28 protein-coding genes are annotated in these 26,564 nt (G+C 70.1%); 16 read left to right on the top strand and 12 right to left on the bottom strand.

Annotation, left to right across the window (positions count from 1 at the left end; all coding sequences use genetic code 11):
• Nucleotides 1-190: 190 nt before the first annotated feature.
• Nucleotides 191-1,435: a Zn-dependent hydrolase gene (locus AC2D9U_RS14980; protein ID WP_484750300.1), complete on the bottom strand. Its 1,245-nt coding sequence runs from the start codon at nt 1,433-1,435 to the stop codon at nt 191-193.
• A gap of 92 nt (nt 1,436-1,527) precedes the next feature.
• Here AC2D9U_RS14980 and AC2D9U_RS14975 point away from each other — a divergent pair, with 92 nt between their 5' ends.
• From AC2D9U_RS14975 to AC2D9U_RS14955, 5 genes are all read left to right on the top strand, one after another.
• Nucleotides 1,528-3,600 (top strand): calcium-binding protein, encoded by a 2,073-nt coding sequence (locus AC2D9U_RS14975; protein ID WP_484750299.1) that lies wholly within the window; start codon nt 1,528-1,530, stop codon nt 3,598-3,600.
• A 66-nt stretch (nt 3,601-3,666) separates the two neighbouring features.
• The gene (locus tag AC2D9U_RS14970) at nt 3,667-4,455 is read left to right on the top strand and encodes an aldolase (RefSeq protein ID WP_484750297.1); all 789 of its coding nucleotides are present in this window, start codon (nt 3,667-3,669) and stop codon (nt 4,453-4,455) included.
• On the top strand, nt 4,452-5,333 hold the full coding sequence (locus AC2D9U_RS14965) for a DMT family transporter (RefSeq protein ID WP_484750296.1): 882 nt from the start codon (nt 4,452-4,454) through the stop codon (nt 5,331-5,333). Before AC2D9U_RS14970 ends, AC2D9U_RS14965 begins: the two co-directional genes overlap by 4 nt.
• Nucleotides 5,334-5,354: 21 nt before the next feature.
• Entirely contained in the window at nt 5,355-6,542 is a 1,188-nt protein-coding gene (locus tag AC2D9U_RS14960) for a class I SAM-dependent rRNA methyltransferase (protein WP_484750294.1), read from the top strand.
• Nucleotides 6,539-6,958: a DUF3293 domain-containing protein gene (locus tag AC2D9U_RS14955; protein ID WP_484750292.1), complete on the top strand. Its 420-nt coding sequence runs from the start codon at nt 6,539-6,541 to the stop codon at nt 6,956-6,958. Before AC2D9U_RS14960 ends, AC2D9U_RS14955 begins: the two co-directional genes overlap by 4 nt.
• Here AC2D9U_RS14955 and AC2D9U_RS14950 read toward each other — a convergent pair.
• From AC2D9U_RS14950 to AC2D9U_RS14930, 5 genes are all read right to left on the bottom strand, one after another.
• Nucleotides 6,948-7,400 carry a calcium-binding protein gene (locus tag AC2D9U_RS14950; protein WP_484750291.1) on the bottom strand — a complete coding sequence of 151 codons (453 nt, stop codon included), beginning with the start codon at nt 7,398-7,400 and terminating at the stop codon, nt 6,948-6,950. The genes AC2D9U_RS14955 and AC2D9U_RS14950 overlap by 11 nt on opposite strands.
• Nucleotides 7,401-7,425: 25 nt before the next feature.
• Nucleotides 7,426-7,932 carry a calcium-binding protein gene (locus AC2D9U_RS14945; protein WP_484750290.1) on the bottom strand — a complete coding sequence of 169 codons (507 nt, stop codon included), beginning with the start codon at nt 7,930-7,932 and terminating at the stop codon, nt 7,426-7,428.
• Between the two features lie 101 nt (nt 7,933-8,033).
• Complete coding sequence (locus AC2D9U_RS14940; RefSeq protein WP_484750288.1) at nt 8,034-9,137, bottom strand: patatin-like phospholipase family protein; 1,104 nt, start codon at nt 9,135-9,137, stop codon at nt 8,034-8,036.
• Nucleotides 9,138-9,264: 127 nt separating this feature from the next.
• Nucleotides 9,265-10,059 (bottom strand): 3-hydroxybutyrate dehydrogenase, encoded by a 795-nt coding sequence (locus tag AC2D9U_RS14935; RefSeq protein ID WP_484750287.1) that lies wholly within the window; start codon nt 10,057-10,059, stop codon nt 9,265-9,267.
• 38 nt (nt 10,060-10,097) lie between these two features.
• Nucleotides 10,098-11,522, bottom strand: a complete 1,425-nt coding sequence (locus tag AC2D9U_RS14930; RefSeq protein ID WP_484750285.1) for a dihydrolipoyl dehydrogenase family protein — start codon at nt 11,520-11,522, stop codon at nt 10,098-10,100.
• A gap of 206 nt (nt 11,523-11,728) precedes the next feature.
• On the opposite strand from AC2D9U_RS14930, the gene rpmH reads away from it, so the two are divergent.
• From rpmH to argB, 6 genes are read left to right on the top strand one after another with little or no spacing between them, the layout of a single operon-like run.
• A complete protein-coding gene (gene rpmH, locus AC2D9U_RS14925; protein ID WP_484750284.1) occupies nt 11,729-11,863 on the top strand; it encodes a 50S ribosomal protein L34 in 135 nt (44 codons plus the stop codon).
• A 25-nt stretch (nt 11,864-11,888) separates the two neighbouring features.
• A complete protein-coding gene (rnpA, locus tag AC2D9U_RS14920) occupies nt 11,889-12,239 on the top strand; it encodes a ribonuclease P protein component (protein WP_484750282.1) in 351 nt (116 codons plus the stop codon).
• Nucleotides 12,236-12,514, top strand: coding sequence for a membrane protein insertion efficiency factor YidD (gene yidD, locus AC2D9U_RS14915; protein WP_484750281.1), 279 nt, complete (start codon nt 12,236-12,238; stop codon nt 12,512-12,514). Before rnpA ends, yidD begins: the two co-directional genes overlap by 4 nt.
• A 12-nt stretch (nt 12,515-12,526) precedes the next feature.
• Nucleotides 12,527-14,353: a membrane protein insertase YidC gene (yidC, locus tag AC2D9U_RS14910; protein WP_484750279.1), complete on the top strand. Its 1,827-nt coding sequence runs from the start codon at nt 12,527-12,529 to the stop codon at nt 14,351-14,353.
• Entirely contained in the window at nt 14,350-15,027 is a 678-nt protein-coding gene (yihA, locus tag AC2D9U_RS14905; protein ID WP_484750277.1) for a ribosome biogenesis GTP-binding protein YihA/YsxC, read from the top strand. The genes yidC and yihA overlap by 4 nt, the downstream gene beginning before the upstream one ends.
• A gap of 50 nt (nt 15,028-15,077) precedes the next feature.
• Entirely contained in the window at nt 15,078-15,962 is an 885-nt protein-coding gene (gene argB / locus AC2D9U_RS14900) for an acetylglutamate kinase (RefSeq protein WP_484750275.1), read from the top strand.
• Nucleotides 15,963-15,983: 21 nt separating this feature from the next.
• Here the strand turns inward: argB and AC2D9U_RS14895 are convergent, their stop codons facing one another.
• The 6 genes from AC2D9U_RS14895 to AC2D9U_RS14870 form a co-directional block, all read right to left on the bottom strand.
• The gene (locus tag AC2D9U_RS14895) at nt 15,984-17,423 is read right to left on the bottom strand and encodes a dihydroorotase (protein ID WP_484750273.1); all 1,440 of its coding nucleotides are present in this window, start codon (nt 17,421-17,423) and stop codon (nt 15,984-15,986) included.
• A gap of 2 nt (nt 17,424-17,425) precedes the next feature.
• Nucleotides 17,426-18,205, bottom strand: coding sequence for an SDR family NAD(P)-dependent oxidoreductase (locus AC2D9U_RS14890; protein ID WP_484750271.1), 780 nt, complete (start codon nt 18,203-18,205; stop codon nt 17,426-17,428).
• 9 nt (nt 18,206-18,214) lie between these two features.
• Nucleotides 18,215-19,705, bottom strand: a complete 1,491-nt coding sequence (locus AC2D9U_RS14885) for an amidohydrolase family protein (protein ID WP_484750270.1) — start codon at nt 19,703-19,705, stop codon at nt 18,215-18,217.
• 2 nt (nt 19,706-19,707) lie between these two features.
• The gene (locus AC2D9U_RS14880) at nt 19,708-20,724 is read right to left on the bottom strand and encodes an ABC transporter substrate-binding protein (protein ID WP_484750268.1); all 1,017 of its coding nucleotides are present in this window, start codon (nt 20,722-20,724) and stop codon (nt 19,708-19,710) included.
• 81 nt (nt 20,725-20,805) lie between these two features.
• On the bottom strand, nt 20,806-21,642 hold the full coding sequence (locus AC2D9U_RS14875; protein ID WP_484750266.1) for a DMT family transporter: 837 nt from the start codon (nt 21,640-21,642) through the stop codon (nt 20,806-20,808).
• A gap of 56 nt (nt 21,643-21,698) precedes the next feature.
• Complete coding sequence (locus tag AC2D9U_RS14870) at nt 21,699-21,890, bottom strand: hypothetical protein (RefSeq protein ID WP_484750265.1); 192 nt, start codon at nt 21,888-21,890, stop codon at nt 21,699-21,701.
• A gap of 181 nt (nt 21,891-22,071) precedes the next feature.
• Between AC2D9U_RS14870 and AC2D9U_RS14865 the strand changes: the two genes are divergently transcribed.
• The 5 genes from AC2D9U_RS14865 to AC2D9U_RS14845 are packed head-to-tail and all read left to right on the top strand — an operon-like array spanning nt 22,072 to nt 26,555.
• The gene (locus AC2D9U_RS14865) at nt 22,072-23,289 is read left to right on the top strand and encodes an ABC transporter substrate-binding protein (protein WP_484750263.1); all 1,218 of its coding nucleotides are present in this window, start codon (nt 22,072-22,074) and stop codon (nt 23,287-23,289) included.
• A gap of 42 nt (nt 23,290-23,331) precedes the next feature.
• Entirely contained in the window at nt 23,332-24,174 is an 843-nt protein-coding gene (locus AC2D9U_RS14860; RefSeq protein WP_484750262.1) for a branched-chain amino acid ABC transporter permease, read from the top strand.
• Nucleotides 24,171-25,118: a branched-chain amino acid ABC transporter permease gene (locus AC2D9U_RS14855; protein WP_484750260.1), complete on the top strand. Its 948-nt coding sequence runs from the start codon at nt 24,171-24,173 to the stop codon at nt 25,116-25,118. Before AC2D9U_RS14860 ends, AC2D9U_RS14855 begins: the two co-directional genes overlap by 4 nt.
• Nucleotides 25,115-25,861 (top strand): ABC transporter ATP-binding protein, encoded by a 747-nt coding sequence (locus AC2D9U_RS14850; protein ID WP_484750259.1) that lies wholly within the window; start codon nt 25,115-25,117, stop codon nt 25,859-25,861. Before AC2D9U_RS14855 ends, AC2D9U_RS14850 begins: the two co-directional genes overlap by 4 nt.
• On the top strand, nt 25,854-26,555 hold the full coding sequence (locus AC2D9U_RS14845) for an ABC transporter ATP-binding protein (protein ID WP_484750257.1): 702 nt from the start codon (nt 25,854-25,856) through the stop codon (nt 26,553-26,555). The genes AC2D9U_RS14850 and AC2D9U_RS14845 overlap by 8 nt, the downstream gene beginning before the upstream one ends.
• Nucleotides 26,556-26,564 lie beyond the last annotated feature (9 nt).

The raw sequence follows: 26,564 nt of genomic DNA, 5'->3' as shown, positions 1-26,564 counted from the left end.
TGAAGAACCTGGCCCATAGCGCGTCCTTCCATGCCTGGGAAAAGACTGCACCATCAAACCCTGGGATCAAACACCTAGAGCAGGCTGCGTTCTAATGAACGCAGCTCGTGCTCTGGAAATCATTGAAGCTAGAGCAAGAAATGCGTTCAGCGTCGCGGCAGCGCCGCGACCCATCTGAACGCATATTGCTCTATGGCGCGCGGTTCGCGCGCGCCACCACCGCCTCGAACAGCACCTGGCAGCCGGCCTCGGCCTCCTCCGGCTCGATGCTCTCGGCCTCGTTGTGGGAGAGGCCGTCCTTGCAGGGGGTGAAGATCATCGCCGCCGGGATGCGCCGCGCGACATAGACCGCGTCATGCCCCGCGCCCGAGACCATGCGCTGCGCGGAGAAGCCGAGCCGCGCCGCGGCCTGCTCGACCAGGGCCACGCAATCGGCGTCGAAGGGCTGCGCGTCGTAGTGCAGCACGGGGGTGAGGGTGAGGCGGCACCCGCTCGGCGCCACAGCGGCGGCGGCCATCGCGGGGAAGTCCCGCGCGAGGGTGGCGATCACGGCGCTGTCGGGGTGGCGGAACTCGATGCTGAACAGCACCTCGCCCGGGATCACGTTGCGGCTGTTCGGCAGCACCTGCAGGAAGCCCACCGTGCCGCGGCCTTCCGCGCCCTGCGCGCGCATGGTGCGATCGACCAGGGCGATGACCTGCGCGGCCGCCACCAGCGCATCGCGCCGCGTCTCGGGCGGCGTGGTGCCGGCATGGCTGTCCTGGCCCTCGATCCGCGCATCCCACCAGACCTGCGCCTGCGCGCCGGTGACGATGCCGATGCGCTTGCCGGCACGTTCCAGGATCGGGCCCTGCTCGATATGCAGTTCGAAATAGGAATCGGCCGGGAAGGGCTCAGCGGGTTCGGGGCCGCGATAGCCGATGGCGTCCAGCGCCTGCTCCACGCTCACCCCTTCCGTGTCGCGCAGCCCGTAGGAACGTGCGAGGGGATAGACCCCCGCCCAGGTGCCGCTGCCCATCAGGGAGAGGCCGAAGCGGCTGCCTTCCTCATCGGTCCAGTTGACCAGTTCCAGCGGCGCCTCGGTGGTGATGTTGAGGTCGTGCAGCGTGCGCATCACCTCCAGCCCCGCCATGACGCCGAGCGCGCCGTCGTACTTCCCGCCCGAGGGCTGGCTGTCGAGGTGTGAGCCGAACAGCACGGGCTTGCGCGCCGGGTCGCGCCCCTCGCGCCGCGCGAACATGTTGCCGATGGCATCGACCCGCACCGTGAGGCCGAGCGCTTCGGACTGCGCGCGGAAATCCTCGCGCGCCGCGCGGTCGATCTCGGTCAGCGTCAGGCGCCGCACGCCCCCTTTCGGCGTGGCGCCATGCCGGGCCATCGCCATCAGGCTGTCCCAGAGCCGCGCCCCGTCGATCCGCTGGTTGGTGCCTGACATGCGCGATGGTCCCCCTGCGCGGGGCATCATGGCGGCGCTTGATCTCCGGGCAAGCCCTGCTCAGAATTGTTCACGAATTCGGGAGAATCCGTATGCAACGTTACGGCACTCGTCAGGCGGACACGCTGCTCGGCGGAGACGGTCAGGACACGCTGCTGGGCCGCGAGGGGGATGATGTGCTCATCGGGCGTGGCGGGGCGGACATGCTCTCCGGCGGACTGGGCTCGGACACGGCGAGCTATGCCGGGGCGACGACGGGCCTGCTCGCCAGCCTCACCCGACCCGCGCAGAATACCGGCGAGGCGGCGGGTGATCGCTATGCCAGCATCGAGAACCTGCAGGGCGGTCTTGGTGCCGATACGCTCATCGGCAGCGCCATCGGCAACCGGCTGGAGGGCGGCGCGGGGGCCGATGTCCTCTCCGGCCTCGCGGGCGATGACACGCTGAGCGGCGCCGATGCGCCCGGCGCCACGGCGGCGGACCGGCTGGAAGGCGGCGATGGCCAGGATTGGGCGAGCTGGCGGGGGGCGGATCAGGGGGTCATCGCCTCGCTCAACCCCCTCATCGTCAATGCCGGTGCGGCGCTGGGCGACACGCTGGTCGCGATCGAGCATCTGGAGGGTACCGACCACGCCGATCTGCTGGTGGGCGATGCGGGCCGGAACCATCTGCGCGGGCATGGGTCGGGGCTCGGCGTCGATACGCTGATCGGCGGGGCGGGCGCCGATACGCTGGAGGGCGGGGAGGGGCTGGATTTCGCCTCCTACCAATTGGCGGATGCGGGGGTGACGGCCCTGCTGGCAGACCCGGAAGGCGATCGTTCCAGCCTGCGGGGCGAGGCCAACGGCGATGTCTATATCGGCATCGAGGGTCTGGTCGGCAGCGCGCATAACGACATCCTGGGCGGCGACAAATTCGCCAACCTGATCCTCGGCGGCGCGGGCAACGACAGGATCGTGGCGGGCCACGGCATCGGCATCGCCGGCGGGGGCTTCGATACGCTCGATGGCGGGGAGGGATCTGACATTGCTTCCTATTCAGCCGCGGCCGAGGGCGTGCTCGTGCAACTCACCCCGGACGTCGAGAGCAGCGCCGGTGATCTGCTGCTGAACATCGAGGGCATCATCGGCAGCGACTTCGCCGATATCCTGATCGGCAATGGCGATGCGAACGAGCTCTACGGCCGGGAGGGCGATGACGAGCTGCTCGGCGACGATGCCTCGGGCGCCGGCAATGACCGGTTGCACGGCGAGGCCGGCGACGACGTGCTGATCGGCGGCGGAGGCGATGATCGGCTGAGAGGCGGGCTGGGCGCCGATATCCTCGATGGTGGGGAGGGTTTTGACGTTATTGAGTACGGCGTTTCTACGGCTGGGGTGCATATCGATCTTTTCCTCGGCACGGCCTCAGGCGGCGAGGCCGAGGGCGACCAGTTCTTCGGCATCGAGGCCGTCAGTGGCAGTTCGCATGGCGATACCCTGATCGGTGGGGATGGTGCCGATTCCCTCTATGGCGCCCGAGGCAACGATTTCTTCCGGGGCGGACTTGGCCTGGACACGCTGTATGGCGATGAAGGCGACGACACCTACGACCTTACCGACGATCTGCAGCATGATGTCATCGAGCAGGAAGGATACGGTATCGACACGATTATCGTCAACTACGATTACGCGCTGCGCGATGGTCTCGCTCGGCACATCGAGAATCTCAGCAGCAGCGGAACGCGGCTGACCGGCAATTCGCTCGACAACCGCCTGGTCACCCTCGCCGATCAGCAGGAGACGCTGAGTGGCGCCGCCGGCAACGACACGCTGATCGGCGGGCGCCTGGGGGATGTGCTGACAGGGGGCGCGGGGGCGGACCACTTCGTCTATCTGCGCATCGAGGACAGTCCCGACGCCTCGCGGGACCGCATCACGGATTTCGAGCGCGGCCTGGACCGGATCGACCTCTCCGCCATCGATGCCGGCACGGCGAGCGGCGACCAGGCCTTCCTGTGGCGCGGCACCTCCGGCTTCGTGGGCGGCGGGCAGGGATCCGTGCGCGTTTCTGTCAGCAGCGGCACCACCCTGGTCTCGATCGACATCGGCGATGGTGGCGCGGCGGAGATGCGCATCACCTTGAGCGGCATCCATCCGCTGGGGGCCTCGGACTTCATCCTGTAGCGCGCGGCGGCTTGCCGGATCGGCCGGGGCTTGCGATGCAGGCGGCGACGCTGAAGGAGTTCGCCCATGGCCAAGGCCCAGGCCGCCACCGCCGCCCCGGCGCTGCTGCGCAATTCGGACCTCGACGCCCCCGCGGTGCGCCAGGCGCGCATCGACCTCGCCGCCTGCTTCCGCATGGCTGCGCGGCTCGGGCTGCATGAGGGCATCTGCAACCATTTCTCGCTGGTGGTCCCGGGGCGCGACGACCTCTTCCTCGTGAACCCCTATGGCTGGGCCTTCAGCGAGGTCACCGCCAGCCGCCTGCTGATCTGCGATTATGAGGGCAAGGTCGTGGCCGGGCAGGGCGTGCCGGAGGACACGGCCTTCTTCATCCATGCCCGCGTCCACAAGAACCTGCCGCGCGCCAAGGCCTGCTTCCACACCCACATGCCAAACGCCACCGCGCTCGCGATGACCGAGGGCGAGCCGCTGCTCTATGCCGGGCAGAGTGCCCTGAAATTCCTCGGCCGCACCGTGGTGGACGACGAATACAACGGCCTCGCGCTCGACACCGATGAGGGCGACCGCATCGCGGCCTCCATCGGCGAGGCCGAGATCGTCTTCATGCGCAACCATGGCGTGATGGTGGTGGGCCCGGACTGCGCGCGGGCCTGGGACGACCTCTACTATCTGGAGCGCGCGGCGGAGGCGCAGCGCCTCGCACTCTCCACCGGGCGCCCGCTCAAGCCCGTGCGGCCCGAAGTCGCGGCCAAGACGGCGGCGCAGATGCGGCTGGGCGATGGCGAGAGTGCGCGGCTGCACCTGGAGAGCATCAAGCGCATCCTGCTGCGGGACGAGCCGGATTTCTGTGAGTGAGTTTGCGTCAGGCCCGGCTTGATCCACTTGGGCTGGTCCTGCTGCTGCTGACCGTGACCGGCTGGGGCCTCAACTGGCCGGCGATGAAACTGCTGCTGGGCGAATTGCCGCCCTTCTCCATCCGCATCCTCAGCGGCAGCCTGGGCGCGGCGGTGCTGCTCGCCATCGCCCTCGCGCGGCGCGAATCCCTCGCCGTGCCGCGGGCCCTCTGGGGCCGACTGATGCTGGCGAGCCTGCTCAACGTCACGGCCTGGATGGGCCTTGCCTCTTTCTCCCTGCTCTGGCTGGCGGCGGGGGAGGCGACCATCGTCTGCTACACCATGCCGGTCTGGGCCGGGCTCTTCGCCTGGGTGATCCTGGGCGAGCGGCCGAGCCCGCTGCGCCTCGCCGCCCTGGCCGTAGCCCTCAGCGGCCTCGCCGTGCTTGTGCTCGGCCGCGGCTGGCAGGCGGGGATGGAAAGCCTGCCCGGCGTGGGCTTCGCCCTGGCGGCCGCCACGCTGTTCTCGCTCGGCACGGTGGTGGGCAAGCGCTGGCCGCTCGGCCTGCCGCCGGCGGCGAGTGCGACCTGGCAGATCGTGCTCGGCATCGCCCCGCTTGGCCTGGGCGCCGCGCTGGTGGAGCGGCCGGACCTGGCGGGCCTCTCGGGGCTGGGCTGGGGGCTGCTGGTCTATGGCGGGGTGGCGCCGCTGGGGCTTTGCTACCTGGCCTGGTTCGGCGCGCTGAAGCGCCTGCCGGCGGCGGCGGCGGCCTCGGGCACGCTGCTCACCCCGGTGGTGGGCGTGCTGGCGGCGGCGCTGCTGCTGGGCGAGCCGCTGGGCTGGCGGGAGGTGCTGGCGCTGAGCCTCACTGTCTCGGGCGTGCTGCTGGCGCTGCGCTGAGCGGCGTTGCATAGGGGGGGCATGTCCGAGACCCGCCCGCTGATCCGACTCAACCCAGGCGCCGACCGCCGGCTCAAGGCCGGCCACCCCTGGGCCTTCTCCAACGAGATCGCCATGACCCCCGCGCTGCGCGCGCTGTCGCCCGGCGCCGTGGTGCGGCTCGAGGGTGATGACGGCGTGAAGCACGGGGCGTGGCACTTCAACCCGCACAGCCTGATCGCCGCGCGCCGGCTGGACGCCGACCCCGCCGCGCCCTGCGACGCCGGCTGGTTCACCGCGCGCCTCGGCGCCTGCCTCGCGCTGCGCCAGCGCCTGTTCGACGCGCCCTTCTACCGGCTTGTCCATGCCGAGGCCGATGGCCTGCCGGGGCTGATCATCGACCGCTACGGCGACGCACTGGCGCTGCAGGCCAATACGGCGGGGATGCAGCGCGCCACCCCCGCGATCCTCGAGGCGCTGCAGACCCTGATCGCGCCGCGCGTCGTGGTGGCGCGCAACGACAGCCCCGTGCGCAAGCTGGAGGGGCTGGCGGGAGAGGTCGTCGCCCTGCACGGCAGCGACGGCACCGCGCTGGTGGAGGAGAACGGGCTGCGCTTCCCGGTCGATCTGCTGGGCGGGCAGAAGACCGGCTGGTTCTTCGACCAGCGCGCCAACCGCGCCCTGGTGGCGCGCTTCTGCGCCGGGCGGACGATGCTGGATGCCTTCTGCCACACCGGCGGCTTCGGCCTGGCGGCGGCGGCGGCGGGGGCGGCCTCGGTCACGCTGCTGGATCGCAGCGAACATGCGCTGGACCTCGCGATGCAGGCCGCAGGGCTGGCGGGCTTCGCGGATCGCGTGACACCGCTCAAGGCCGAGGCGCTGGAACATCTGGAACGGATGGCCGCGAGCGGGCGGGTCTTCGACGTGGTGGTGGCGGACCCGCCGGCCTTCGCCAAGACGCGCAAGGACCAGCCGGCGGCGCTGCGCGGCTATGCCAAGCTCGCGCGCCTCGCGGCCGGGCTGGTGGCGCCGGAGGGGGTGCTCTTCATCGCCTCCTGCTCGCACCATGTCGCGGTGCCCGACTTCGCCGAGGCCGTGGCCTGGGGCGTGCACAAGGCGCGGCGCGAGGCGCGGATCCTCGCCACCGTCGGCGCCGGCCCCGACCACCCTGTGCATCCGGCCCTGCCCGAGAGCGCCTATCTCAAGGGCCTGCTGCTGCACCTGCGATGACGCCGCGGTTGGAGCGTGCCTTCCGCGCCACGCGCTATGAGGCGGCGGGCCGCGTGGCGCGAATCGGCGCGCGCCATGACCTGCCCCTGGCCGGCCCGGCGGCCTTCCTCACCGCCTGGAACCCCTTCAGCCGGCGCATGCCCGAGGGCTGGAACAGGCGCATGCAGCACAGGCTCCGCGGGGCGCTGCGCGGGCGCGTGATCGCCGAAGGCTGGGGGCGCGGGCAGGGCTGGGCGGAGCAGCATCTGCTCGCCGCCGGTGACCCACGCCGCCTTGCCGTGCTGGCGCGGCGCTTCCGCCAGCATGCGATCGTGCTGGTAGCGCCGCGCCGGCCGGCGCGCCTGTTACGGCTTAGCCGGCCGGCGCGCTTGTTGCGGCTCAGCCGGCCCGCCCGGCTGCTGGGCCTCACCCGGTGAAGAGAATCCGCTCCATCCCCGTGAAGTAGAGCGTGTTCCCACCGATGGTCAGCGTGCCGCTGACCCCCGCCAGCGAAAGCGCGCCGGTCGCATCGATGCTGGGGGCCGGGCTGCCCGGGCCGGGCTGGATCGCGGCGAGCAGGTCTTCCAGCGACATCGGCGGGCCGCTGATCACCAGCGAATCCGTGCCATCGCCGCCCAGCACCGTGTCGTTGCCCATCCCTGGCGACCACATCACCCGGTCATCGCCCGAGCCGAGATGGATCATGTCGTCGCCGCCGCCGCCGGCGACGAGGTCATTCCCGCCGCCGGCATTGATCGTGTCATTGCCCTCGCCGCCCGAGAGCATGTCGCGCCCCGTGGTGCCCCAGATCTGCCCCCCGCCGCTCACCTGGTCGAGCGCGGCGGGGTTGAGCGGGCGAGGGGCCTGGCTGGTGGTCATGCTACCTCTCCGGCGCCGTGGCGCGTCAGGCGTTCACGAAGATCCGCTCGAAGCCCGAGAAGGTCAGCGTGCTGTCGCCGATGGTGATGGTGCCGGAGACGCCGTCCAGCACGATCATGCCGTCCTCATTCATGTAGGGCGCCGGGCTGCCCGGATCGGGCTGGATCGCCGCCAGCAGGTCCTCGAGCGAGATGTCGTAGCCCTGCAGGATCAGCGTATCCATGCCGTCGCCGCCCAGGACGGTGTCGTTGCCGGCGTAGGGGCTCCAGTTCATGCGGTCATTGCCCGCGCCGAGGTCGATCTGGTCCGCGCCCAGGCCGCCGCTGACATAGTCGTCGCCGGCGCCGGCGTTGATCGTGTCATCGCCCCGGCCGCCGGAGATCCAGTCGGCCTGGTCGGAGCCGTTGATCTCCTTGCCCGGCTCGGGCGGCGGGGAGCCATCGCGGCCCGGACGGTCGAACCCGCCTGACACGCGCTCAAGGCTGGAAAGGTCGAGCGCAATCGGGGCGCCGGGGGTGCGAGGGGTGCTCATCGGGGTCGGGCCTCCAGGCTGGTGGTCTCGTCTTCGTGAGCAAACCACCGTTGCGCCCCCGGCCGCCAGCGGGAAGTGCCGATGGCGCGGATCGGGCCTGCCTATAGGAAGCGTTCGCGGATATCGACGCTGCTTTCGCGGCCCAGCTTGTCGAAGCTCTGCGCCAGGAAGCGGTCCGCGGCCTCGCGCCCGTACTGCTTCAGGATCATCAGGAAGTCCCAGTCGCCGTTGAACTTCGTGCTGAGCTTGAAGTTGCGCATCCGGTCCTCGTCCTCGATGCAGTGCAGGAACAGCCGGCGATAGCGCGGCTGCTCCAGCCGCCCGGCATCGAGCAGGCGCTGCACGAAGTCGATGGCGCGCATCTCCGCCATCAGCGAGGCGTTGAAGCTGATCTCGTTCAACCGGTTCACGATCTCGGTCGGGCGCGTGGGCAATTCGTCGCGCACGATGGGGTTGAGCTGCACCAGCACGAGATCCGGCGCGCCCCCTTGCTCATAGAGCGGCCAGAGCGCGGGATTGCCCAGATAGCCGCCATCCCAATAGGCCTCGCCGTCGATCTCCACCGCCTTCATGAATTGCGGCAGGCAGGCGGAGGCGAGGATGACATCCACCGTCACCTCGTTGCGGGCGAAGACGCGCGGCTTGCCGGTGCGCACCGAGGTGGCGGAGATGAACAGCTTGGGTCCCTTGCCATTCCGCAGCACCTCGGGATCCAGCGCCGCCGCCATCACCTCCCGCAGCGGATTGAACTCATAGGGCGTGGGATTCATCTGGTAGGGGGAGAGGATGCGCGTCATCGTCTCGAAGGTCTGGTAGGCCAGAGACCAGGTCAGGTCATGGCCCCAGATCGCCTTCTCGAAGGGCGTGTTCTGCAGCGGCGAGACGGCGAGGCGCGCGGCGGCGTCGCGCCAGACGCGATCGAGCGCGGCGCGCGCACCATCGCGCCCACCCTCGCAAAGCCCCTGCACGAAGACGGCGGCGTTGACCGCGCCGGCCGAGGTGCCGGAGACGGCATCGTATTCCAGCCGCTCATCCTCCAGCAGGCGCTCGAGCACGCCCCAGGTGAAGGCGCCATGCGTGCCGCCGCCCTGAAGCGCGAGGCTGATGCGCCGGGTGGTCGGCCGCGCGACGGCGGGGCGGGCGAGCGGGGCGGTGCCAGCGGCAAGCGTCTCGGCCGCTTCGGCCTTGAACTCATGCTCGATCAAGAAGCGCTACTCCAAAGCCCGCGAAGCGGGCACGCGCACAGCGAACCCGATGGCACCAGTGCGCCAGCGCGTCGGCGCGCAAGGCAAGCGCGCGGAGCGCGCGCCCGCCGTTTGAGGGCAAATAAATTCACTGCGCGATCCAGCCGCCATCCACGGAGAGGCTGGTGCCGTTGATGCCGCCGCTCACGGGGCCGACCAGGTAGAGCGCGGCGGCGGCGATCTCCTCCACTTCGATCCAGCGCTTGGAGGGCTGGCGCTCGAGCAGGTGGTCGGTGAGGGCGACCGCCTCGCTCACGCCGTGCTTCTCGGCCAGGGGCTTCACCTGGCGCTCGGCGAGGGGCGTGCGCACGAAGCCGGGGCAGATGGCGTTGCAGGTGATGGGCAGTTTCGCCACTTCCAGCGCCACCGACTTCGTCAGCCCCAGCACGCCGTGCTTGGCGCTGACATAGGCGGTCTTGAAGGGGCTCGCGACCAGGCCGTGGGCGGAGGCGATGTTGATGATGCGCCCATAGCCACGCGCCTTCATCCCCGGCAGCGCCGCCTTGATGGCGTGGAAATTGGAGGAGAGGTTGATCGCGATGATGCGGTCCCACTGCGCCTCGGGGAACTCATCCACCGGGGAGACGAACTGCACACCGGCATTGTTCACCAGGATGTCGCAGGCGCCGAGGCTCGCCTCGCAGGCGGCGACCATGACGCGGATCTCCTCCGGCTTGCTCATGTCGGCGCCGGAATAGGGGGCCTCCGCCACGCCCATCAGCGCGCCGACGGCGGCGCGGGCGGCGGCGATCTCCTCGGCGGTGCCGAAGCCGTTGAGCATCACCTTCGCGCCCTGCTCGGCGAAGCCGCGCGCGATGGCGAGCCCGATACCCGAGGTCGAGCCGGTGACGAGGGCGACGCGCCCTTCCAACATTCTGGTCATGTTAGTCTTCCACGATGGCTTGTGCGGCGGAGCCTTGCTCAGGGCAGCCGCTTGAGCAAGCCGACGAGGCGCTTCACGGGCGCGGAAAGGAATTTCGGCGCGTAGAAATCGCTCGCCGCGCGCTTCGCCGCCTCGGCCAGCGTCGGATAGGGCAGGACCAGCCCGGCCAGTGCCGAGAGCTTCATGCGCTTGCTGATCATCAACGCGAAGAGCCCCGCCATCTCGCCGGCATGGGGCGCGAGGAGGGAGGCACCCAGCAGCCGCCCATCGGGGGTGGCGACCAGCTTCACCAGCCCGGCCTCGACGCCCTCGGCGATGGCGCGGTCGGTCTCGCCGAGCGGGAAGCGCAGCAGGCGCACCGCATGGCCGGCGGCGCGGGCCTCGGCCTCGGTCAGGCCGATCTGGGCGCATTCCGGCTCGGTATAGGTGACGCGGGGCAGGGCGGCGTAATCGACCTTCGCCGGCAGGCGGAACAGCATGGCCCGCGCCAGGATGCCCGCATGTTGCGAGCAGACATGCGTGAAGGCGCGCGGGCCGATGCCCTGCGGGTCCGCGATGTCGCCCACCGCATAGACGCGGCGGTTGGTGGTGGAGCGCAGCGACGCATCGGTGGTCACGCCCCGCGCGGTGAAGGCGACCTGCCCGGCCTGGAGGTCGAGCCCGGCGAGCCGCGGCGCCCGGCCAGTGGCGAGCAGCAGATGCGAGCCCCCGATGGTCCGCCCATCCGCCAGCCAGGCGATCAGCCCCCCACCGGCGGCGGTGAAGCGCGTGACCTCCACCCCCTCATGCAGCACCACCCCCTCGGCCAGCAGGGTGCGGCGCAGCCCTTCGGCCAGTTCGGGGTCCTCGCGCGCGGCGATGGTGCCAGTGGTGAGCAGCGTGACCTGGACGCCGAGGCGCGCATGGGCCTGCGCCATCTCAAGCCCGATCGGCCCGCCGCCCAGGATGACCAGGTGCTCGGGCTTCTCCTCCAACTCGAAGATGGTCTCATTGGTCAGCCAGGGCACGGGGCCGAGGCCGGGAATGTCCGGCACCACGGCGGCCGAGCCGGCGGCGATGACGCAGCGGCGGAAGGAGATGCGCCGCCCGGCGGCCTCGACCACGTCGGGGGCGGCGAAATGCGCCCGGGCGGCGATCACCTCGATCCCCATGGCGCGGAAGCGCGCGGCGGAGTCGGTGGGGGCGATTCGCGCGATCGCGCCCTGCACATGCGCCCGCACCGCCGCCCAATCGACCTCCGGCTCGCCCAGGCGGATTCCGAAGCGCCCCGCCCGGCGCGCGGCGGCGGCGGCATGGCCGGCGGCGAGCAGGGCCTTGGAGGGCACGCAGCCATAGTTCAGGCAGTCGCCCCCCATCGCGCCGCGCTCGATCAGCGCCACCTTCAGGCCGAGCGCGGCCGAAAGGGCGGCTGCCGAAAGCCCGGCGGCGCCGGCGCCGATGACCACCACGTCGAAGTCTGGCATGAAGAGGTTCCGTTGCCTGGGTCCGTTTGGGCGCGGCACCTTACCGCCGCGGTTGACGGGGGGGCCATGCCCTCCCTATACGTCGCCGCCTTCGCCAGGGCACGCCCCGGGGTTACCCCCGAGGTGCGTTCAGGCTTATGTCACCAGATCGCAGCCGGGGCGCCGGCGCTGGCAGGATTGCCAGGACCGCGCGGGAGTTTTTTGTCGTGAAGCGTACCTATCAGCCGTCCAAGCTCGTCCGGAAGCGCCGCCATGGCTTCCGCGCCCGTACCGAGACCGTCGGTGGCCGCCGGGTGCTGGCGAATCGCCGCGCCAAGGGCCGCAAGCGCCTCTCCGCCTGACGCGCGGGCGGGCGAGGGCATTGTCATGCCGGCGCGCCCGCCGCGTCTGAAGCGCCGTCGGGAGTTCCAGCGTGTTGCCGCGCGGGGTCAGCGCGCGTCGCGACCCGGCGTGACCGTGCAGGCGCTGGCCGTGCCGGAGGCGCCGCTGCGTGTTGGTTTCACCGCCACCAAGAAGCTCGGCAACGCCGTGGTACGCAACCGCACCAAGCGGCGGTTGCGGGAAGCGGCGCGCCTGCTGTTGGCCGATGCCCCGCCGGGTCATGAGATCGTGCTGATCGGCCGCGACGCCACCCGCACAAGGCCCTTCAAGACGCTGCTCGGCGATCTTCGCGGCGCGCTGCGCCAGGCGGGGCTGCCGCTGGAGCCCGCACCGTGACGCCTCAGCAATACCTCCTGCGCGGCGCGATCCGCACCTATCAGCTTACGCTGCGCCCGATCATCGGCTGCAATTGCCGCTTCTACCCGCATTGCAGCGAGTACGGGCTGGAAGCGGTGGCCGAGCACGGGGCGCTGAAGGGCGCCTGGCTCACCGGCCGGCGCATCCTGCGCTGCAACCCCTGGCATCCCGGCGGCTTCGATCCCGTGCCGCCCCGGACGCCTTTCGCATGCACCCCCGCCCAGCCGCGCGACACCAGCGCCGGCCTGGGCTGAATCAAGGCTGTCATGGACCAGAAGCGCCTCTTCGCCGCCATCGCCCTTTCCATCGGCATCCTGCTGATGTTCGAGCTGTGGAACCGCCCCGCCAAGGAGGCCGAGCGCGCCCGCATCGCCGAGCAGCAGCAGGCGCAGCAGGCCGCCACGCCCGCCCCGTCCTCGGCCGCGCCGGTGCCGCTGGCGCCGAGCGCCGGGGCCGCGGCGCTGGGCGCGCCGGGTGCCACCGCGGTCACCGCCACGCCGCCCGCCGCGCCGGAACGGCGCGTGGAGATCGATGCGCCGCGCGTGAAGGGCTCCATCAACCTGCGCGGTGCGCGGGTGGATGACATCACCCTGCGCGACTACCGCGAGACGGTGGAGCGCGACAGCCCGCTGGTGCGCCTGCTCGCCCCGCGTACCCATACCGACCCCTATTTCGGCCAATGGGGCTGGACCGCCGCCGACCCCGCCACGGTCGTGCCGGGGCCGGAGACGGATTGGACGGCCGAGGGCACCACGCTCTCTCCCACCAGCCCGGTGACGCTGCGCTGGGACAATGGCGCGGGGCTGGAATTCCGCCTGCGCTTCGAGATCGACGCCGACTACATGCTCAACGTGACGCAGAGCGTGCGCAACAACACGGGCGCGCCGGTGCAGCTGCTGCCCTGGGCACGGGTGCGCCGCGACCGCACGCCGCAACTCGCGGGCTTCTTCATCCTGCATGAGGGCTTCACGGGCGTGCTCGATGGCCGCCTGCATGAATGGACCTACAGCGACGCGCGCGAGCAGGCGCAGAAGACCCGCGGCCCGGCCTTCGAGACCGAGAGCACGGGCGGGTGGATCGGCTTCACCGACAAGTACTGGCTCACCGCGCTGACCCCGGTGGACCAGGCGACGCGCGTGCGCTCCGCCTACCGCCACATTGCGGAAGGCGGGCAGGATCGCTGGCAGATCGACATGGCCACCCCCACGCCCCAGGTGATCGCGCCGGGCGCGGAAGGCACGCTGGCGATGCGGCTCTTCGCCGGCGCGAAGGAAGTGAACCTGCTCGACTCCTACGCCGATCGCTACGGCATCGTCGATTTCGACAAGGCGGTGGATTTCGGCTGGTTCTACTTCCTGACCAAGCCCTTCTTCCACGCGCTGCATTTCCTGGGCGTGCTGTTCGGCAATTTCGGCGTGGCCATCCTGGTCTTCACGCTGGCGATCAAGGCGGCCTTCTTCCCGCTGGCCAACAAGGCCTATGTCTCGATGGCGCGCATGAAGGTGCTGGCGCCGAAAATGACGGAGCTGCGCGAGCGCTACAAGGACGACCCGGCCAAGGCCCAGGCCGAGATGATGGCGCTCTACCGGACGGAGAAGGTGAACCCGGCCTCGGGCTGCCTGCCGATCCTGATCCAGATCCCGGTCTTCTTCGCGCTCTACAAGGTGCTCTTCGTCACCATCGAGATGCGCCACGCGCCCTTCTTCGGCTGGATCCGCGACCTCTCCGCGATGGATCCGACGAATCTGTTCAACCTCTTCGGCCTGCTGCCCTTCGATCCCATGCAGTGGTCGGCGCTGTTCCACATGCCGGTCTGGGCGATCCTGATGGGCATCACGATGTTCCTTCAGTTCAAGCTCAACCCCACGCCGCCCGATCCCATCCAGGCGCGCATCTTCGCCTGGATGCCGCTGATCTTCACCTTCATGCTGGCCTCCTTCCCCGCCGGCCTCGTGATCTACTGGACCTGGAACAACCTGCTCTCCATCGGCCAGCAGGCCTGGATCATGAAGATCGACCGGAACCGCCAGGCGCGTGCGGCCGCCGCACCGCCGCCGCCCAAGCCGGCAGCGGTCGCGAAGACGAGGAAGTGACCTCTGGCGGACTGCTTGAGGCGCGCAACGAGGAAGAGCGTGCGGCGCTGATCGAGGCCGGGCGGCTGCTCTTCGCCCGGCCCTGCGCCTTCTTCTATGCCTCGCAGAGGATCGACCAGCTGCCGCCCGTGGCGGGGCCGGAGGTGGCCTTTTGCGGCCGCTCCAATGTGGGGAAGTCCTCGATCCTCAACGCGCTGACGGGGCAGAAGGCGCTGGCGCGCGTCAGCCACACGCCCGGTCGCACGCGGCAGCTGAACTTCTTCACCCTCGACCAGCGCCTGTCGCTGGTGGATATGCCGGGCTACGGCTACGCCCAGGCGCCCAAGGCGGTGAAGGAGGATTGGCAGGGGCTGATGTTCGACTTCCTGCGCGGCCGACCCACGCTGCGCCGCGTGATGCTGCTGATGGATGCGCGTGTCGAGACCAAGCCCGCCGACCGCCAGGCCATGGATCTGCTGCGCGAGGCTGCCGTGACCTACCAGCTCGTGCTGACCAAGGCGGATGACGTGAAGCCCGCGCAGCTGGCGAAGCGCGTGGCGGAGGTCGAGGCGCTGATCAAGAAGCGCACCGCCGCGCATCCGCTGCTGATCGTCACCAGCAGCCAGACCGGCCAGGGCATCCCGGAGCTGCGCGCCGAGATCGCAAGCCTCGCCGAGCCGGCCGCTCCGGCTTGACCCGCGCGCGCCGCGCCCCTATCCGCGCCCCGTTCCAGGGAAACCACGCCATGACCGACGCTCCCCTCGACCAGATGGCGATCCTCGCCGGCGCGCTGCCCTTCCTGAAGCGCTATGACGACCAGACCGTGGTGGTGAAATACGGCGGCCACGCCATGGGCGAGGAGGAGACGGCGCTGCGCTTCGGGCGCGACATCGCGCTCCTCGAGCAGGTGGGGGTCAACCCCGTGGTGGTGCATGGCGGCGGGCCGCAGATCAATGCCATGCTCAAGCGGCTCAACGTGAAGTCCACCTTCGTGCAGGGGCTGCGCGTGACCGATGAGGAGATGCTCGACGTCGTCGAGATGGTCCTCGCCGGGCCGGTGAACAAGCAGGTGGCGGAGGCGATCACCCGTGCGGGCGTGCTGGCGGTTGGCATCTCGGGCAAGGATGGCGGGCTGATCCGCGCGCGCAAGCTCAACCGCACCTATCGCGACCCCGACAGCAACATCGAGAAGGTGCTCGACCTCGGCTTCGTGGGTGAGCCCGAGCATGTGGATCCGCGCGTGCTGCGCCTGATGATCGGCGCCGACATCGTGCCCGTCGTCGCCCCCGTCGGCGTGGGCGCGGATGGGCAGACCTACAACATCAACGCCGACACCGCCGCGGGCGCCATCGCCGGCGCGCTGGGCGCCGAGCGGATGCTGATGCTGACCGACGTGCCCGGCGTGCTCGGCCCGGACAAGAAGCTGATCCCGGAGATGAGCGTGGCCGAGGTGCGCGCGGGCATCGCCGCGGGCTGGATCTCCGGCGGCATGATCCCGAAGGTCGAGACCTGCATCTATGCCGTGGAGCGCGGCGTGAAGGGGGCGGTCATCCTCGATGGCCGCGTGCCGCACGCCGTGCTGCGCGAACTCTTCACCGATGAGGGCGCGGGCACGCTGATCCGCGCCTGACTGATCCGCGCCTGAGGCGGCCTACCAGGGCTTTGCCTCCGGCTTGAGGATCGCCTTGGTCGTGGTCGCCAGGTTGCGCGGCGCGGGGGCGGGCATTTCGGGCCGCTCGAGCCGGCCCCAGCCCGGCGCGTCCTGTACCACGCCGTCCTGCATCACCACGCGGCCGCGCACCACCGTCACCACCGGGCGGCCCACCGTGACCATGCCCTCGAAGGGGGTGAAGCGGCTGCGCTCGCTGTGCAGTTCCTCGCCGCGGATCTCGGCGCGCGCATTCGGGTCCACCACCACCAGATCGGCGTCGGCGCCGGGCTGCACCACGCCCTTGCGCGGATAGAGGCCGAAGGCGCGGGCCGGCGCGGAGGCCGCCATGCGCACATACTGCTCCATCGTCATGCGCCCCTCATGCACCAGGGTCAGCATCAGGCGCATGGAGGTCTCGACGCCGGGGAAGCCGCAGGCATTGTCCCAGAAGCTCTCCTGCTGCTTCTCGACCATCGCATGCGGTGCGTGGTCGGTGCCGAGGATGTCGATCGTGCCATCCAGCAAGGCCTCGAGGATCGGCTCGCGCTGCCGGCCCTCGCGGATCGGCGGGTTGAGCCGCGCGATGCGCCCCTTGTCGCCGGTCAGATCCTCGGCGGCGAGCAGGACATATTGCGGGCAGGTCTCCACCGTCATCGGCACGCCGCGCGCCTTGGCGTCGCGGATGATGGGGATGGAGCGCATGCAGCTCTCATGCACGATGTGGATGCGCGCGCCCGTCCACTCGCTGAGCACGATGGAGCGCTGCAGGCTCTCGATCGCCACGATGTCGGCGCGGGCGGAGAGATGCGCGAAGGCGTCGTCGCGCCCGGCCGCCTTCATGCGGTTCTCGCGCCAGAAGAGCATGGGCGAGTTCTCGGCATGGATCGAGCAGCGCAGGCCGAGTTCGGCCAGGATCTCGAAGCCTTCCAGCACGGCGCCATCATTGGGGGCGGGGTTGTTGCCGGTGGTGTTGCCGAGGAAGAGCTTGAAGCCGATCACCCCCGCCGCGGCCAGCGCGCCGAGATGGTCGAGCGAGCGTTCATCGAGGATGCCATACAGCCCGTAATTCACATGCGCCTGGCGCGCGGCGGCCTGCTTCTTGGCTTCCAGCGCCGCGACGGTCGCGATGGCGGGCTCGGTGTTGGGCATGTCGAAGACGGTGGTGACACCCCCCGCCGCGGCGGCGCGCGTGCCGGTGGTCCAGTCCTCCTTCTGCTCCATGCCGGGTTCGCGGATATGCGTGTGCACGTCGATCGCGCCCGGGATCACGTATTTCCCGCGCGCCTCGATGGTGGTGCGCGCCTTGGGTGCGAAGGCCGCGTGGCCGACGAAGACGACCACGCCATCCTTCACCGCGACATCGGCGACGAAGCGACCGGTTTCGTTCACCACCGTGCCGCCGGTGATCAGGAGATCGGCCAGGAAAGCAGTGTCGCTCATCGTCAGATCACCCAGCCGCCATCGACGGTGAAATCCTGCCCCGTGGTCTGCCGTGACAGGTCGGAGGCGAAGAACAGCACCGCATTCGCCACATCCACATCCGTGCTGATCCGCCGAAGCGCGTATTCGGAAGCGTGCTTCACGCGCGCCGCGGCGATGTCGATGCCTTCCTTGCGCGCCATGGTGGCCAGCACATTCTCGAAGCGGTCGCCCTCGACCATGCCGGGGGCCACGCAATTGACGTTGATGTTGTGCGGCCCGAGTTCCAGCGCGGCCGATTTCGTCAGGCCCCGAAGCCCCCATTTGCTGGCGGAATAGGCCGAGCGCCCGGCCCGGCCGCGCATGCCGAAGGTGCCGCCGACATTGACGATCTTGCCCGCCCCGGCGGCGATCATCGCCGGCGCGAAGGCGCGCATGGTCAGGAAGCAGCCGGTGACGTTCAGGCGCAGGATCTCGTCGAACTCCTCCGGCGTCGTCTCCCAGAAGGTCTTGCCGAGCGGCCCGCGGCCGCCGGCGATGTTCACCAGCGCGTCGCAGCGCCCGAAGCTGGCGAGCACGGCCTCTGCCATCGTGGCGACGCTCGCGGCCTGCATCAGGTCGCACCCGAAGATCTCGGCGCGCCGGCCCATGGCGCGCACCTCCGCCGCGACGGGCTCGATCGCCGCCGTATCGCGCCCGACCAGCGCGAGATCCGCGCCGTGCTCGGCCAGCAGACGGGTGCAGGCGGCCCCCATGCCCTTGGCGGGGCCGGTCACCACCACCACGCGATCCTTCAGCAGCATGTCTCTTCCCTATTCCGCGCGCAGCAGGCGCTTCGAGCGTGTCCAGCCGCGGGCCAGCGCGCGGCAATGGCAGGCGACATGCGGGGCGACCTCATGCGCCCATTGCCGGGCCGGCCCGTTCACCTCGCGCAGCCGGTCGGCGGCCGCCTGCGCGTCGCGCATCAGCTTCGCCTCATCGAGGCCGAGCACCTTGCGGTCGCGCAGCTTCCACTCGCCACCGATCATCACGTCGACAACCGCGCTGCCATCCTCGGTCCAGACCAGCTGGTTGGCCGCATCGTTGAAGGGCATCCAGTTGATGTGGGCGAGGTCGAGCAGCACGAGATCCGCTTGCTTGCCGGCCTCGATCGTGCCGCCCTCGAGCCCCAGCAGCTTCGAGGAGCCCTGGGTCGCAAGCCGCACCGTCTCGGCCGTGCCGAGCCAATCCGCCTCCGCCGCATCCTCCCACAGGCGCGAGGCGAAGGCGGAAAGGCGCATGGCCTCGAACATGTTCTGGTTGTCGGAGGAGGAGGAACCATCCGTGCCGATGCCCACCGTGACACCCGCGCGAATCGCCGCGCGCACCGGCGCGATGCCGGAGGCGAGGCGCATGTTTGCGCCCGGATTATGCGACAGCCCGCCGCCGCGATCCGCGAGCAGGGCGAGGTCGCCCTCGGTCAGCCACACGCCATGCGCGACGCTGAACCAGGGCCCGACGAGGCCGAGGCGGTCCATATGCTCGAGCAGCGTCGCCCCGCCATAGCGGATCTCCCCGCCCGCGGCCTGGTAGCGCGCCTCGCCGACATGGGTCTGCATCGGCAGGTCGTAGTCGAAGGCGAGCTTGCGGCAGGCGCGCAGGAAATCATCCGTGCCGTGCAGCGGAATCGTGGGCGCGCAGCCCAGCGTGATGCCGCGCGATTCATGCGACCACGCCTTCGCGGCGCCCGCGATGGCATCGATGGTGGTCTGCGCAGGGGCGGTGCGCATCGCCGCGGCGCGGGCGCGGTGCGGCTCGGGCAGCGATTCGATCAGCCCCGGCGTCGCCTGGAAGAAGGTGAGGTCCGCCACCATCGGCGCGAGCACGGCGCGCAGCCCGACCGTGGCATAGGCCTCGGCCATCGCGCCCAGCCCCTCGACGGTGGGGGCGGGCAGTTCGACCGGCAGGTCATAGACCGCGGTGCAGCCCTTCCTGAGGTTCTCCACCGCATTGAGCGCGGTGGAAAGCCACTTGTCCTGCAGCACGCGCCCGCCGCTGATCCACCCGCCATGGGTCAGCAGCAGCGCGAGATCCCATTTGTCGCCGCTGCCCTTGGCGAGGCCGCCATGGCTGTGCGTGTGGCCGTTGACGAGGCCCGGCATGATGAGCCGGCCCGTGGCGTCGAAGCCCTGCGCATCCTCGACCGTGCTGCCGGGCGGCAGCACGGCGCGGATCGTGTCGTCCTCGATCAGGATCTCCGCGAAGGGGGCGGCGAGCGCATCGGGGGCAAGAACCCGCGCGCCCTTCAGCAGGAGACGCCGCACGCTCAGAGCATCCGCTCCGAACGCGGCGGCAGGAAGCGGTCGGTGAACATGCTCTCGACGCTCGGCGGATTGGCCACGCCAAGCGCCTCGGCGTTGACGGAGACAAGCTGCGCGGCGCGCGCCATGTCCACATGGCCAAGGCCATTGGCGCGGCTGTTGGGCGTGATGATCGAGCGGTCGCGCGTCATCGCGAAGCGGCGCGCTTCCAGCGCCTCGTCGAACAGCGGCTCGCGGCGCTTCAGCGCGGCCATGCCGCCGGGGATGTCGTTCAGCAGCAGTTTCAGCCCCTCGATCGAGGCCTTCACGAAGCGCGCCGCGACATCGGCGTTCTGCTCCAGCCAGGCGGCGCGCACGAAGACACCCGAGCCGTAGAGATCCAGCCCATGCTCGGCGTAGGGCCAGCTCAGGATCTGGTCCTCGGCGATGCCCAGGCCCACCAGGTTGAAATGCACGGTGAAGAGGAAGCCCGTGACGGCGTCCACCTGGTTGGTGCGCAGCATGGTGTCGCGCAGGTTCGCCGCCATGGAGGTCCACTGCACGCGGCTGGTGTCGATGCCCGCGACGCGCGCGAAGGCGGGGAAGAGCAGGCGCGAGCCCTCGCCCTCCGGCGCGCCGAGCCTGCGGCCGGCGACATCCTGCGGCCGGTTGATGTTGCGCCCGCGCAGCGTGACGATGGCGGCCGCCGTGCGGTCGAACACCGGATAGAGCATCACCAGGCGGTTCTGCGGGTTCTCGGCGTTGAACTTCACCGCGCCGGAGAAATCCGCGAAGCCGATGTCATAGGCGCCCGAGCCGACCTTCACCAGCGCATCGCCCGAGCCGAAGCCGCGATCCATGCGCACATTGAGCTGCTCGCGCCGGAAGATGCCGCGATCCTCGGCCAGCGCCCACATGCCGTGATTGCCCTGCAGCGCCCAATCGAGGGTGAAGCGGAGCGGGGATTGCGCCTGCGCCGTGCGGATGGCGGGCAGGGTGAGCCCCGCCGTGCTGGCGGCGAGCAGGGTGCGGCGAGCGATCATCGCAAAATCCTTCCTGGGGAGGGGCATGAAGCGCAGAGCGGGCAGAATAGCGCACAATCCGCCCCTGTCACGCGCCCTCCCTCAGCGCCCCGCCCCGCGGGCCAGGTAGAGCGTGGCGCCCACCATGATCAGCGTGCCCCACAGCAGCGCCCAGCCCGGCGTCTCCGCGAAGGCGAGGAAGCCGATCAGCGCCGAGGCCGGGATCTGCACATATTCGATCGGCGCGAGCAGCCCCACCGGAGCACGCCGTGTCGCCCAGGAGGCGCAGAAATCGCCCAGGATCGCGAGCACGGAGCCAGCCACCAGGAAACCTGCCGCCGTCAGGCTCGGCGTCTGCCACACCAGCGCCGAGATCGGCCCCCACACGATCACGCTGACCACCGCGTACCAGAACACCACGCGCGCGGGCGGCTCGGTGCTCGAAAGCTTCTTGACCGCGATCAGCGCCAGGGCGCCGGAAAACCCCCCTGCCAGCGCCGCGATCAGGCCCGGGGAGGGGGTAGTCTGGAAGGCGCCCTGCGGCAGCGCGATCACGATCACGCCGGCGAAGCCCACCGTCGCCGCGATGGCGCGGTCCCAGCCGATGCGCTCGCCCAGCAGCAGGAAAGCCAGCGGCAGTGCCCAGAGCGGGCGCGCATGCAGGATCGCCACGGCATCGGCCAGCGGCATCCACAGGATCGCCAGCATGTGGATCAGGAAGCCGGCGAGCCCGGCAGCGCAGCGAAAGGCGTGGGCGCCGGGCCGGCGCGTCGCCAGCGCCTGGGGACCGGCCTGCAGCGCCCAGGGCAGCATGACCAGCACCGTGAAGAGCCCCCGCGCGAAGGGCACTAGGGGCACCGGCAGCCCTTCCAGCATCGCCGCCCGGTAGCAGGCCCCCATGCCGGCGAAGAACAGGCAGCAGGCCAGCATGAGCGCCATGCCCGTAAGGGCGCGGCTGCGGGTGGATTCGGGCGGGCCCACGCCGCTTCAGCGGGTCAGCGGCGCTCGGCCGCCAACTCGCTCTCAAGCTCCTTGATGCGGGCCACAAGCGTGGTGCGCAACGTGGGCGAGTGATGGGGCTTGAGCCCGGCCAGCGTCTCTTTCAGCTCGGCCAGCAGGCGCTTCTTCTCCTGCGGGCTGCGTCGGATGGGACGGTTGTCGGAAAATTGGCCTTCATGCGAACGCATCGCGAAACTCCTCCCGGCGAGGTTGTGTTGCACCCGGGTTAGGGGTGCGCGGCGCCAAGGTCAACGTCGCCGGCCTGGCGCGTCTCTTCGCAAAGTGGTGCGCGGTTGTCCGGACAATCCCTTGCCCAAATCGACGCCACGGCGCATCTAGGAGCCTCAGGGACGAACCGGGAGACCGACAATGATGCCGACCGCCTTCACCCCCTCGCGCCGCGCCGTTCTGCTGGGCGCAGCCGGTGCGCTGGCCGCGCCCGCCGTGCTGCGTGCCCAGCCGGCACCGGTTCGCCTGGGCATCCTGCAGCCCGTCACCGGTGCGCTGGCGCAGGATGGCGAGTATGGCCGCCTCGGCGCCGAGCTCGCCATCGCCGAAATCAACGCCACGGGGGGCATCCGCTCCATGGGCGGGGCGCAGATCCAGATGGTGTTCGGCGATGCGCGCTCGAACCCCGAGGGTGGCACCGCCGAGGTCGAGCGCATGAACAGCGAGGGCGTGGTCGCCGTGGTCGGCGGCTTCGCCAGCCCGATCTGCCTTGCCGCCTCCCAGGCTGCGTCGCGCTATGACCTGCCCTATGTGGTCGATGTCGGCGTGGCTGACAGCATCGTCACGCGCGGGCTGCGCAACACCTTCCGCTTCGGCCCGGGCTTCGGCGCGGTGACCTCGGCGGCGCTTGACAACCTCGTGGCGCTCAACGATGCCGCCGGCAAGCCGGCCCGGACCGTCGTCGTGGTGCATGAGGACGGGCTGTTCGGCTCGGGCATGGCGCGGCTGATGGCGGCCGAACTGCCCAAGCGCGGCTTCGAGGTGCTGGAGAGCATCAGCCACCCGACGCCGGCGCGCGACATGTCCAACATCGCGCTGCGCATCCGCTCGCTGAACCCGGACCTCATCATCCCCTCCAGCTACTATGCCGAGTTCGTGCTGCTCAGCCGCACGCTGCAGCAGCGCCGCATCCGCCCCAAGGGCATCTATTGCGTGCTGAACGGCGCGGCGTCCAACTTCCGCTTCGTGCGCGAATTCCCCGACGCCGCGAACCTGGTGATGGACGTCAACCATTGGGCCGATCCGCGCAAGCCCAAGACCGCCGAGCTGCGCGCGGCGGTCGAGGCGCAGAACCGCTTCTGGCTCTACAACACGCCGCTGAACTACTCCGCGGTGATGCTGGTGGCCGATGCGCTCGAGCGCGCCGGCCGTGCCGACCGCAACGCCGTGATCACGGCGCTGGCGGCGACCGACGGCGCCTTCACGCGCCACATCATGCCCTATGGCCCGACGCGCTTCGTCAATGGCCAGAACCAGGCGGGCCAGGCGGTGAACACCCAGGTGATCGACAACGACATCAAGGTGATCTTCCCCACCGACTTCGCCAATGCGCGCCCGGTCTTCCCCTGGCCCGTCTGATAGATCTTGCGTTCCTTTCCGCTTGAGATCGTGCTGGAGGCCGTGGCGAACGGCCTCCTCACCGGGGCTGTCTATGGGCTGGTGGCGCTGGGCCTCACGCTGGTCTATGGCGTGCTGCACATCATCAACTTCGCGCATGGCGCGCTGCTGACGCTCGCCATGTACGCGGCCTGGGTGGCCTGGAGCGCCTTCGGGCTCGACCCCTATGTCGCGATCCTGCCGCTGGTGCCGCTGTTCTTCGCGCTCGGCTACGGCGTGCAGCGCTTCGTCATCGGCCCGGCGAGCCGGGGCGAGGATTCGAACATCCTGCTGGTGACGCTGGGGCTGTCCATCGTCATCGAGAACACGATGCTGGCCATCTTCCGCTCGGACACGCTCTCGGTGCAGGTGCCCTATGCGATGGAGGTGATCGAGGCCGGGCCGATGCTGCTCTCCTTCCCGCGGTTGGTCGGCTTCGGCGTGGCCTTCATCGTCGCGGCAGTGCTGTTCGTGGTGCTGACCATGACGGACACCGGCCGCGCCATTCGCGCCGTGGCCAAGGAACGCACCGGCGCGGCACTGGTCGGCATCGATGTCAGCCACGTCTATGCCGTGACCTTCGGCATCGGCGCGGCCTGCCTTGCCGTGGCTGCCTGCCTGCTGCTGCCCTCCTTCTATGTCAGCCCGCGCGTCGGCAACGCCTTCGTGCTGGTTGCCTTCACCATCGTCGTGCTGGGTGGCATGGGCAGCGTGCCCGGTGCGCTGCTGGGCGGGCTGTTCATCGGCGTGGTGGAAAGCCTCTCCGGCCTCTATCTGGGCGACAGTCTCGGCCAGCTCGGCATCTTCGTGATCTTCATCCTCGTGCTGCTGTTCCGTCCCACCGGCCTGTTCGGGGCGAAGGCATGAGCGCGAAGGACCTGCTGCCGATCGCGATCTTCGCCGCGCTCGCGGCGTTGCTGCCGGTCTTCGTCACCGCCGGCACCTGGCTGAACTTCGCGGTCTTCACGCTGATCCTGTGCCTCGCCGCGCAGGGCTGGAACATCCTGGGCGGCTATGGCGGGCAGTACAGCTTCGGCCACGCCGCCTTCTTCGGCACCGGCGCCTATGTCGCGGCCATCCTGCAGACGCGCTTCGGCATCAACCCCTATCCGGGCTTCCTCGCGGGCATCGCGGCCGCGGCGACGATCGGCTGGATCATCGGCTTCCTCTCCTTCCGCTCGGGGCTTCGCGGCAGCTACTTCGCGCTTGTCACGCTGGCCTTCGCGGAGGTGCTGCGCGTGCTGGCGAATGCGGCGGAGTTCACCGGCGGCGCGGCGGGGCTCCTCATCAGGCTCGATGTGCGGCCGGAGAACTTCCAGTTCGCCTCGCGCGGCAGCTTCTTCTGGGTCGCGCTGGCGCTGGTCACGCTCGCGCTGGTGATCACCCGCGCGCTGGAACGCTCGCGCCTGGGCGCGCAACTCGTCGCGGTGCGGGAGAATGAGAACGCGGCCCGCGCGCTGGGCGTGGACGTGCTGCGCGTGAAGCTTTCCGCCATCACGCTCTCGGCCGCCATCACCGGCGCGGCGGGCGCGCTCTATGCCCAGTACTTCCTCTATCTCGACGCCAACATCGCCTATGGCACCTGGATCAGCGTCGAGGCCCTGCTGGCGCCGATCATCGGCGGCGCGGGCACGGTGTTCGGCCCGATCCTGGGCGGCGTGATCCTGCACAGCCTCAGCGAGTTCACGAAATCCCTGGTCGGGCGCATCCCGGGCGTGGATCTCGTGATCTTCGGCGTGCTGCTGATCCTGGTCGTGCGCTTTCCGCCGCGCGACATTCCCGGCCTGATCCGCGCCTGGAGGCGGCGATGAGTTTCCTCGAGGTCCAGGGCGTGTCGAAGCGCTTTGGCGGGCTGCTCGCTGTCTCCGACGCCAGCTTCACGGTGCAAGAGGGCAGCATCACCGGGCTGATCGGGCCGAACGGCGCCGGCAAGACCACGCTCTTCGCCATCGTCTCCGGCTTCGAATCGCCCACCACCGGCGAAATACGCTGGCGTGGCGAGCGTATCACCGGCCGGCCGCCGCATCTGCTCGCCAAGGCCGGCATCGCGCGCACCTTCCAGATCGTTCAGCCCTTCGCGGGGCTGAGCATTCGCGAGAACATCGCGGTGGGCGCCTTCCTGCGCCATGCCAAGCGCGCCGAGGCGATCGCGGTGGCCGAGGCGGTGGCCGCGCGCGTCGGCCTGACCGAGGAGCTCGACAAGCCCGCCGCGGCGCTGACCGTGGCCGGGCGCAAGCGCGTGGAACTCGCCAAGGCGCTGGCGACCCAGCCCAGCTTGCTGCTGCTCGATGAAGTGCTGGCTGGCCTCAACCCGAGCGAGGTGCGCGACATCGTGCCCGTGGTGCGCGCCATCCGCGATTCCGGCATCACCGTGCTGATGATCGAGCACGTCATGCAGGCGGTGATGAACCTGTGCGAGAGCGTGCATGTGCTGGCGCAGGGCCGCATCATCGCGAGCGGCACGCCGGCCGAGGTCGTCTCCGACCCCGCGGTGATCGAGGCCTATCTCGGCCATGGCGCGGCCACGCGGCTTGCGGGGGGCGCGCATGCTTGAGGTGCGTGACATCGTCGCCGGCTATGGCCTGACCAGCGTGCTGGAAGGCGTGTCGCTCGATGTGGGTGCGGGCGAGATCGTCGCGGTGCTCGGCTCCAATGGTGCGGGCAAGACCACGCTGAACATGGTGATCAGCGGGCTTGTCCGCCCACGCCGCGGCGAGGTGCGCTTCGGCGGTGAGCGCCTGACCGGGCTCTCGCCGGCCGAGGTGATGGCGCGCGGGCTGATCCAGGTGCCGGAAGGGCGCAAGATCTTCCCCAACCTCACGGTGCGCGAGAATCTCGAGCTTGGCTCCTATCGCCGCGCCAAGGCGAACCGCGCGCGCAACCTCGAGCGCGTCTTCGCAACCTTCCCCCGGCTGCGGGAGCGGGTGGGCCAGGCCGCCGGCACGCTTTCGGGCGGCGAGCAGCAGATGCTCGCCATCGGCCGCGGCCTGATGGCCGAGCCCCGCATGCTGATCCTGGACGAGCCCTCGCTCGGCCTCTCGCCCCTGCTGGTGGAGGAGATGTTCACCCTGATCCGCAAGCTGCACGGAGAGGGCTTGGCGATCATGCTTGTCGAGCAGAACGTGGCGCAGTCGCTCGACCTGGCCGATCGCGCCTATGTGCTGGAACATGGGGGCTTCGTGCTGGCGGGTGATGCGGCGACGGTGCGCCAGGACCCCGCGCTGCGCCGAGCCTATCTGGGCCTGTAGAAACACAAG

Source organism: Roseomonas sp. TF40, from assembly GCF_057219975.1.
The sequence above is the reverse complement of the archived record's forward strand: the minus strand, read 5'-3'. Positions and strand labels throughout refer to the sequence as shown.

Bases quoted from the DNA above. Each gene is read 5' to 3' on its own strand.
- AC2D9U_RS14980 (WP_484750300.1), bottom strand. From the start codon at position 1,435: ATGTCAGGCACCAACCAGCGGATCGACGGGGCGCGGCTCTGGGACAGC.
- AC2D9U_RS14975 (WP_484750299.1), top strand. From the start codon at position 1,528: ATGCAACGTTACGGCACTCGTCAGGCGGACACGCTGCTCGGCGGAGAC.
- AC2D9U_RS14970 (WP_484750297.1), top strand. From the start codon at position 3,667: ATGGCCAAGGCCCAGGCCGCCACCGCCGCCCCGGCGCTGCTGCGCAAT.
- AC2D9U_RS14960 (WP_484750294.1), top strand. From the start codon at position 5,355: ATGTCCGAGACCCGCCCGCTGATCCGACTCAACCCAGGCGCCGACCGC.
- AC2D9U_RS14955 (WP_484750292.1), top strand. From the start codon at position 6,539: ATGACGCCGCGGTTGGAGCGTGCCTTCCGCGCCACGCGCTATGAGGCG.
- AC2D9U_RS14950 (WP_484750291.1), bottom strand. From the start codon at position 7,400: ATGACCACCAGCCAGGCCCCTCGCCCGCTCAACCCCGCCGCGCTCGAC.
- AC2D9U_RS14945 (WP_484750290.1), bottom strand. From the start codon at position 7,932: ATGAGCACCCCTCGCACCCCCGGCGCCCCGATTGCGCTCGACCTTTCC.
- AC2D9U_RS14935 (WP_484750287.1), bottom strand. From the start codon at position 10,059: ATGACCAGAATGTTGGAAGGGCGCGTCGCCCTCGTCACCGGCTCGACC.
- AC2D9U_RS14930 (WP_484750285.1), bottom strand. From the start codon at position 11,522: ATGCCAGACTTCGACGTGGTGGTCATCGGCGCCGGCGCCGCCGGGCTT.
- rnpA (WP_484750282.1), top strand. From the start codon at position 11,889: ATGCCGGCGCGCCCGCCGCGTCTGAAGCGCCGTCGGGAGTTCCAGCGT.
- yidC (WP_484750279.1), top strand. From the start codon at position 12,527: ATGGACCAGAAGCGCCTCTTCGCCGCCATCGCCCTTTCCATCGGCATC.
- argB (WP_484750275.1), top strand. From the start codon at position 15,078: ATGACCGACGCTCCCCTCGACCAGATGGCGATCCTCGCCGGCGCGCTG.
- AC2D9U_RS14895 (WP_484750273.1), bottom strand. From the start codon at position 17,423: ATGAGCGACACTGCTTTCCTGGCCGATCTCCTGATCACCGGCGGCACG.
- AC2D9U_RS14890 (WP_484750271.1), bottom strand. From the start codon at position 18,205: ATGCTGCTGAAGGATCGCGTGGTGGTGGTGACCGGCCCCGCCAAGGGC.
- AC2D9U_RS14880 (WP_484750268.1), bottom strand. From the start codon at position 20,724: ATGATCGCTCGCCGCACCCTGCTCGCCGCCAGCACGGCGGGGCTCACC.
- AC2D9U_RS14875 (WP_484750266.1), bottom strand. From the start codon at position 21,642: ATGGCGCTCATGCTGGCCTGCTGCCTGTTCTTCGCCGGCATGGGGGCC.
- AC2D9U_RS14870 (WP_484750265.1), bottom strand. From the start codon at position 21,890: ATGCGTTCGCATGAAGGCCAATTTTCCGACAACCGTCCCATCCGACGC.
- AC2D9U_RS14865 (WP_484750263.1), top strand. From the start codon at position 22,072: ATGATGCCGACCGCCTTCACCCCCTCGCGCCGCGCCGTTCTGCTGGGC.
- AC2D9U_RS14855 (WP_484750260.1), top strand. From the start codon at position 24,171: ATGAGCGCGAAGGACCTGCTGCCGATCGCGATCTTCGCCGCGCTCGCG.
- AC2D9U_RS14850 (WP_484750259.1), top strand. From the start codon at position 25,115: ATGAGTTTCCTCGAGGTCCAGGGCGTGTCGAAGCGCTTTGGCGGGCTG.
- AC2D9U_RS14845 (WP_484750257.1), top strand. From the start codon at position 25,854: ATGCTTGAGGTGCGTGACATCGTCGCCGGCTATGGCCTGACCAGCGTG.